A 7,017-nucleotide genomic window follows, 5' to 3' on the forward strand; every position below is an offset into this window, starting at 1 on the left:
TCCTCTTCTTTTATCTGAAGAGGGGGAAGAAATGTTCAATGCCGAAGTCGTCAAACTCAATAGCGAACCGACATCCAGATTGCTGGTGAAAATGAGGGAACACTTCGAATATTCTGGTGATGAAGATACTTTTAATGCGATTGCCATGCTAGTCGTGAAACGAGAAGTTGCCAATATACATACCGTAATTTCCCTTAATCCCATAGATAGCGAGCAAGAAGCCATTTTCCTGAAAATGTTGATTACAAGATTTGAAGAAATTGAATCATCTCCAATTATCTTGGAGGACGCTTATAAGCTTAAAGCCCTCGCTAGTGTTCTTGTAAACCGACTACGCGCTGAGATTGGTTTGGAGGACTAAATATGGAGCAAGACTTAATAGTTGTAGAGATACCACACCGATCAAGACCTAGTGCGTGGATGGCGACTGAATCAAGGTTGATTCAATTAGCACACGAGTTGGAGCTTACGTACTTTAAATGGACGATGGAAGAAGCTGTTTATTCATACGGTGATCGAGAAGATATCCCTGAAGAGCTTCTCGATATTTTAGAAGAGAAAGGAGGTGCGATCGAAGTAATCACTGGATTAAATCGAGAACCAACCTATTACAAGGTTGATGAAGCACCATCGGAACTAGATTCAGCCAAAGAGGCGTTGTTTGACGATCTTTATAGTTACGAGATTTTTACAGAATCTGAGGCTAGGGCTTTTGTGGGTTCGAATAAAAGAGGGCATGGGATTTATGAAGCGCAATCAGCAGTCAGCAAAATTTTGAGTCGTTTAGACTAAAACAAATATAAGGAGAAAGCGGATGATACAAAGTGAAAACGATAAATTGACTTGCAAGTTAGTAGGGGATTTTCTGAGTGTTGCACATTCGATGAACGAAGACCAAGGACATGATATTCAGGATGTTAGTGCGGCTATTCAAAGTGCAGCCGCCTGCTTAAATGCGCTTGAGGCAGACAATCATTGCGATTGTTTGGGGGGCCACAAGGAAGATGCTGCCGACTGGTATACCACTCGTTACAGGATGATGTTTGAACGCCATGCGGATCGTATCATCGAGCATCAATGCCCTTAATCCAATACATATAAGGAACTGGAGACAAATAGAATCTGATAAAGGTTGGGTGCTTTTTGTCTCCCTCTCAAAAGCAAATCAAAAATAATAACAATATATGCAAATCGATTGGCCTTCAGTTAATCTTGATTTCGCGAACTATTTAAAGAAGACCAAGCACGCTAATAACTCCAAAAAGAAACTTACAAAAAGAAAGTATGAGGAAGCAAAGGATCTCTTCTTTGAGTTTTGGAAAACGGTAAAAGATGAAATCCCCGTATCGGTGGAAGATATCAGTCCATTGCGTGAAGAAATTTTGACAAAAGTTCAAAATGGAAGTGCTCCAGCAACGGCTCTAGCCGATGTTTTGAAAACTCTGATTGCTAAAGGAAAGATCTCAAAGGACTTGGATTCTGGCTACGTTTATGTAGGCGAGTATGTTGACGCTGAATCAAATGAACCGTTATTTGATTATTTAAAAATTGGATACACCACTGATATAGACGACAGAGCTAAATCGTTAAGTGGTGGTGTGAGTAGTCCTCTAAAATTCAACATGAAGCATGTTTGGAGATTTAAGCCGGGCTATGCCTATGTTGTTGAGCAGTACCTGCATGGCGAGTTTCACGACTATCGACAGATGGGTGAGTTCTTCACAAGCATGGATGGGTTAATTGAAGAGTGGGCCTCAGACATTATTGCTAATGAATTTAGTGATGTTTCGGAATCTGTAGGGGAGAGTGGTAATTTCGCTCTTAAACAATCTACCAGCTCTTAGGCTGGGGTAGGAAAATTATTTGAGGGAATGAAATGTCTTTGAATTTTCTTGATATGCCAGTGTGTTTATTGTCTGAAGAATTAAAATTACAGAGAGCATACATTCAGAAGCAAGAGCAATTACTCTCTTCATTTACGGAGAACATAGAATCTCATATCGAAACTTATGAACAAGAGATGTTTGTTCAAACTCATGCTGAAGATGAAGGCGAAATAATTCGAGTTGATCTTGAACATATTAACGGGGTAACTGAGCAAGATTACGACATCCGGTCACTTTTTTCTCAGAGTATGACGATGTACCAACGGCAGTCTATGTTACTCACGCTATGGGCAATGCTTGAATCTGAGCTTGAAAGAATCTACCTATACACTTCTGAACAGTTGAACAAAGGAGATGTGCTGCCTCGAAGGCCCAAAGATAAAAGTAAGTTTCTCCATTTAATTGAGCAATTTGAGAAGCTTGAGTGTCTTACCGAACCAACTCAAGAATTCAGAGAATCCATCGACTTATTGAACAATCAAGTGAGAATAATTAGAAATGCTTGGGCGCATGACGGCGGGGTTGATTTAAAGAGCAAACTTCCAGAGGTTATTGACGGAATATCAAAAAAGAATAATAAAATAAATATTTCTGGTGAATATATCGATAAAGCTTGGAATATGATGAATATTGTCTCTAAAGAAATTGGTAATTCAGTAACGCTGCGACTGAAAGAGAGGTTTTGATATTTCTGTTTCCTTGTTCACGACAACGTTTTATAAAATCTATCAACATATTAAGTAGATACTTAGGTTTTATTTCTGTTTACCGAAAAAGGGCTACATTAGCCCTCTCTCAGCCATGGATACTACATTCGATCCAACCACCATGTGATCAAGAACTCGAATATCAACTAAGTCGAGTGACTCTTTGAGCCTCTTCGTAATATCGATGTCTGATTGAGATGGTTTAGTGTGACCGCTTGGATGATTGTGAGCGAATATGACTGCGGCTGCATTGCAGGCTAGACCGGCTTTCACAACTTCGCGTGGATAGACACTTGCCCCATCGACTGTTCCAGAAAAGAGCTGCTCATGATGAATAATATTATGCTGAGAGTTTAGCCAGATCGCATAGAAAACTTCGTGTTCATGATGGCCAATTAATGCTTGGATGTGATTCGCTGCGCTGGCTGAGCTGGTAATGGCCAAACCATGAGAAAATGTTGTTTGAATATGGTTAATTGTTGCTGAAATTAAATCTTCAGAATTGACCATTACGTAGTTGCCGTGAGTATCTTTGATTTGAATGTTTTCTTGTTTCATTGTTATGCCCTTTAGCTTGTTGATGGGCACGTTTAGAACACTCGTTAAAAGCAGTGATACAAGCATGTTAGCCAACCGGAGCGGGTAACACGGGTGCCAGCTAACACCGATAGGGAATGCTTGTATTGATGACTTCGAGGGTTAGAGTTGCTTGAAATCAACTGGTATTGGGCGATTACTAAAAAAAGATGAATTAATGTATTCTTCAGGCATAGTTGATGAGATGCTCTGAATATATAAGTTAAAAATTAAGCAGGGAAAAATGGATCTTATTTCTAATACTGGCTTGAGAAGCCATCTTTCAGATATTAAAAAGCAGCTAGAAGATCAACCAACAGGTTTCATCGTTGTTTCGCCATTTTTAGCGAACGATATGAACGACTTACTAAGCGAGTTTGATTTTTCTTCGTTGGAATCATTCACATTGATAACTACGTTCAAACCGAATGATCCCGAACAGTTAACAAAGCCTTTTCAGCTAAGGTCAGTGTTTCAATATTTTGAAACAAACTATCCAGATATAAACATCTCAATTCATATAAATAATTCGCTTCATGGGAAACTGTATTTTCTTGATCTGACGCCTTACAAGAAACTGTTACTAAGTTCAGCAAACTTTACTCGAAATGGTCTCAGTAACAACTCAGAGTGGGGAATGTTAATTAGCGATGAAGATGTCATTCAACAAGCCAAAGACGAAGTATTTGCAGATTTAGACCTTGAAGGTATAACGGAAACTCAAGTCAAGAACGCTTGTATGCACGCGGAGCATTATGCAGATATAAACCCTAACTGGACTGCTAAACCAGAGGTTGAGGCCGATATTTTAGGAGTGCTTACAAGTGCCGAAGACAATGCCAACCATAATCCAAAATACTTTCTCAAACCTATAGGGCATACCGATAGTCCCATCTGGAAGGATGATAGGCAGGATTTCTCCCAGCAATTCCAGAAACAAAATTTTTCCTCCTCAAAGAAACCTGTTGCGATTGCAAAGGGTGATTACATAATTACTACAGCTATAGGGTCTTGCTCACTACTATCTTATTTTAGGGCTACTGGCAGACCTGAGTTTGCAACCGCTGAGGAAATTGAAAAGGCTCCATGGTTAAAACGGTGGGGGTGGTATATTGAATCGAAGAACTATTCTAGAGATTTTGGTAGTAGGTGGTGGGAATTTGATCTAGAACGAAACCGTCTCGCTAATGAATTTAACGAACTATATCCTCAAATACCTGTTACGAAGGCTGGTGGATTTAATTTGAAGTCAATAAATTATGGTAGCGATAAGTTAGAGCTTAGTCCTGAGTTCGGGCGGTTTTTGATTGATAAGATTGATGTGGCTGTTAAGTAAGTATCTGATTTGGCCGTACACAATCTAAACCCGTATGGTAATATCAATGAATGCATTTAGCTCTTAAGAGAGCATTTTGACCAATGGAAGTACTCGCAATATCCAGTTTGCGATAGTTAGCAGGGATACCATGTTACTAAAAACAATTACCATTTCTGGCTACAAAAGCATTTCCTGTGACTATCCTCAAACAATTGAGTTTGAACCAGAGCTTACAGCTTTTATAGGCCATAATGGAACAGGAAAAAGTGCCGCGTTAGAAGCGCTAAATAAACTATTCTCAATCGATCACTCATTGCGTGGAATATCTCCTTCTGATTTTCATGTTGCGGATGACGCAGAGCCCAATACACAAAGGGACTTAAGTATAGAGGCAATCTTTACCCTTACTAATGCAGATGGGAACCCATCGGTTCCTCCCTTAATTAATGGACTTACTGTTTCTAGCTCCACCGGCGAAGTTATATTTAGGGTTCGATTAGAAGCAAGTCTGAACTTTGATTACAGTCCTTTAGGTGATGTCGACGAGAGTATTTGGGTTATTGATGGAGACATGGAAGATCCAGATGAAGAGAATAAACATCGTCTGTCTGCAACGCAAAGGAACGCAATTCAGGTCAATTACATTCCCGCCAATCGCGACCCTTTAGTCCAATTGAAGTATTCTTCAAAGGCTGTGCTTGGTCGATTGCTCAAAGCAATTAAATGGACTGAGGATGAACAGGGGACTTTTGAAAAAAAGGCGAAAGAACTCAATCAACTTGCGTCTGATAACTCCGCACTCTCGCAGATTACCGGAGCAATTAATGACAACTGGAAAACTATATATAAAGGTCGCCACCTTGGTGAAGCTGAACTTAGCTTTCCTGTTGGTGACGTAGATGAAATTCTGCGCCTTATACAATTACAATTTATGCCAGATGCCACAGGCAATAAGGTAAATACTAACCGTCTTAGTGACGGCCAAAAATCCCTTGTTTATTTTGCTTTGACAAAGGCTCTTTTTGATATCGATGCCGCAACTCGAAAGGCTGTTGTCAGTCGCGAGGTTTCGAATTTCGATGAAGATAAAATGAAGCTGCCAATCTTTAGCTTGATCGCGCTTGAAGAACCTGAAAATCACTTGTCCCCTCACTATTTGGGGAGAATTATAAGCTTGGTAAAAGACTATGGTTCAAATGAACTATGCCAGTCCGTTGTTGCTACGCACTCTGCATCTTTGGTGGGGAGGATTGAGCCCCAACAAATTCGTCACTTCAGGCTGGACAATGAGGAAGTTTGTTCACGTGTTCAGAAGTTAGAACTTCCTAAAGAAGGGGATGAGCAAGCAAAATATATCCGTGAGGCAGTAAAAGCCTATCCTGAAATATATTTCTCAAAGCTCGTCATACTTGGAGAAGGTGATAGCGAGCAAGTTATTCTCCCCAAACTATTGGAGCACTATGGTAAAGATATAGATTCGCATTCGATTTCTGTAGTTCCATTGGGTGGGCGACATGTAAATCATTTTTGGCGTTTGCTTAACTCTCTTAAAATACCATTTGTAACATTGCTTGATTTTGATATAGACCGAAATGGTGGCGGCTTTGGCCGTATGAAGTATGCCATCGAACAACTTAGTAGTTTTAATCCTAACCTAGAGTATTTGCATTCGAAGGTGCTCACATATATTCCAAACTGGACTGATACAAGAGATCCAAACGAATTCTCCTTATCTTATGACTCAGGAGTGTGTATCAATATTGTTGATGAGTTAGAAAAGTATAATGTGTTTTTTTCCAGCCCTTTAGATATCGACTACTCCATGATTTGCACGTTTCCAGAAATTTTTTGTGTGAAAGATCATAGTTATGGTGAAAGAGGCCCTACAGAAGGCAAGGAAGATGATGAAGACCAGAGTACAGAAAAAAGAAATCAGGCTCTTATTAAAGCTGTTCTTAAAAAAGGAAATTTAGGTAAACGATTTGATTTTGGTTCAGACTGGGAGCGCAATTTCTTGTGGTACCGCTATAGGTTCTTGTCTAACAAGAGTAAGCCAGCTTCTCATGTGCGCATGATGTCAAAGATAGAGGAGCAATATAATTCAGAACAAATAAAACAGATGCTACCTTCTGAATTGCAAAAACTCATGAATTGCATAATGGCGCTTTCTGAGCAGGTAATAGAGTAATGCGTGAATGGGCTCCTTCAGAGGGAGTAGATGCCACGAGCGAACTAATGAATATAATTACCTGCGATGATTCTATAGCTGTTCTTGCTGGAGCTGGTGCAGGTAAAACTGAATTGTTGGCCCAAAAAGCAAGTTACTTGTTTTACACCGCAAATTGCCCTTGGCCGAAAAGAATATTGTCGCTTACATTTAAGACTGAAGCTCAAATAAATATAAAAGAGCGGGTCAGTAAGCGTTGCGGAGATAAGGCTGCTCGGTTTGATTCTTTTACGTTTCATGCATTGTGCAAAAGTATTGTCGATAGATTTAAGAACACTCTACCACGGGCGGAACGTCCTATTA

Annotated in this window: 9 protein-coding genes; 8 read left to right on the top strand and 1 reads right to left on the bottom strand. The window is 39.9% G+C overall.

Annotated elements, in window-relative coordinates; all coding sequences use genetic code 11:
* The 5 genes from A3729_RS33430 to A3729_RS25130 form a co-directional block, all read left to right on the top strand.
* The coding region (locus A3729_RS33430) for a hypothetical protein (protein ID WP_197476068.1) at positions 1-361 on the top strand (361 nt) is incomplete at its 5' end.
* A 2-nt stretch (positions 362-363) separates the two neighbouring features.
* Positions 364-792 carry a hypothetical protein gene (locus tag A3729_RS25115; protein WP_068634399.1) on the top strand — a complete coding sequence of 143 codons (429 nt, stop codon included), beginning with the start codon at positions 364-366 and terminating at the stop codon, positions 790-792.
* 22 nt (positions 793-814) lie between these two features.
* Positions 815-1,087, top strand: a complete 273-nt coding sequence (locus A3729_RS25120) for a DUF3144 domain-containing protein (protein ID WP_068634400.1) — start codon at positions 815-817, stop codon at positions 1,085-1,087.
* A gap of 97 nt (positions 1,088-1,184) precedes the next feature.
* Positions 1,185-1,844 (top strand): GIY-YIG nuclease family protein, encoded by a 660-nt coding sequence (locus A3729_RS25125; protein WP_068634401.1) that lies wholly within the window; start codon positions 1,185-1,187, stop codon positions 1,842-1,844.
* A gap of 32 nt (positions 1,845-1,876) precedes the next feature.
* Positions 1,877-2,572, top strand: a complete 696-nt coding sequence (locus A3729_RS25130; RefSeq protein WP_082882175.1) for a hypothetical protein — start codon at positions 1,877-1,879, stop codon at positions 2,570-2,572.
* A 93-nt stretch (positions 2,573-2,665) separates the two neighbouring features.
* On the opposite strand, the gene A3729_RS25135 is transcribed toward A3729_RS25130, so the two are convergent.
* Positions 2,666-3,151, bottom strand: a complete 486-nt coding sequence (locus A3729_RS25135; protein ID WP_156495115.1) for a JAB domain-containing protein — start codon at positions 3,149-3,151, stop codon at positions 2,666-2,668.
* A 262-nt stretch (positions 3,152-3,413) separates the two neighbouring features.
* Between A3729_RS25135 and A3729_RS25140 the strand changes: the two genes are divergently transcribed.
* The 3 genes from A3729_RS25140 to A3729_RS25150 form a co-directional block, all read left to right on the top strand.
* Positions 3,414-4,505: a phospholipase D-like domain-containing protein gene (locus tag A3729_RS25140; RefSeq protein ID WP_068634402.1), complete on the top strand. Its 1,092-nt coding sequence runs from the start codon at positions 3,414-3,416 to the stop codon at positions 4,503-4,505.
* A gap of 76 nt (positions 4,506-4,581) precedes the next feature.
* Positions 4,582-6,675, top strand: a complete 2,094-nt coding sequence (locus tag A3729_RS25145; RefSeq protein WP_197476069.1) for an ATP-dependent endonuclease — start codon at positions 4,582-4,584, stop codon at positions 6,673-6,675.
* Between the two features lie 47 nt (positions 6,676-6,722).
* Positions 6,723-7,017 (top strand): UvrD-helicase domain-containing protein (locus A3729_RS25150; protein WP_197476071.1); only part of this gene is annotated, 295 nt, incomplete at its 3' end.

The organism is Oleiphilus sp. HI0043 (assembly GCF_001634935.1).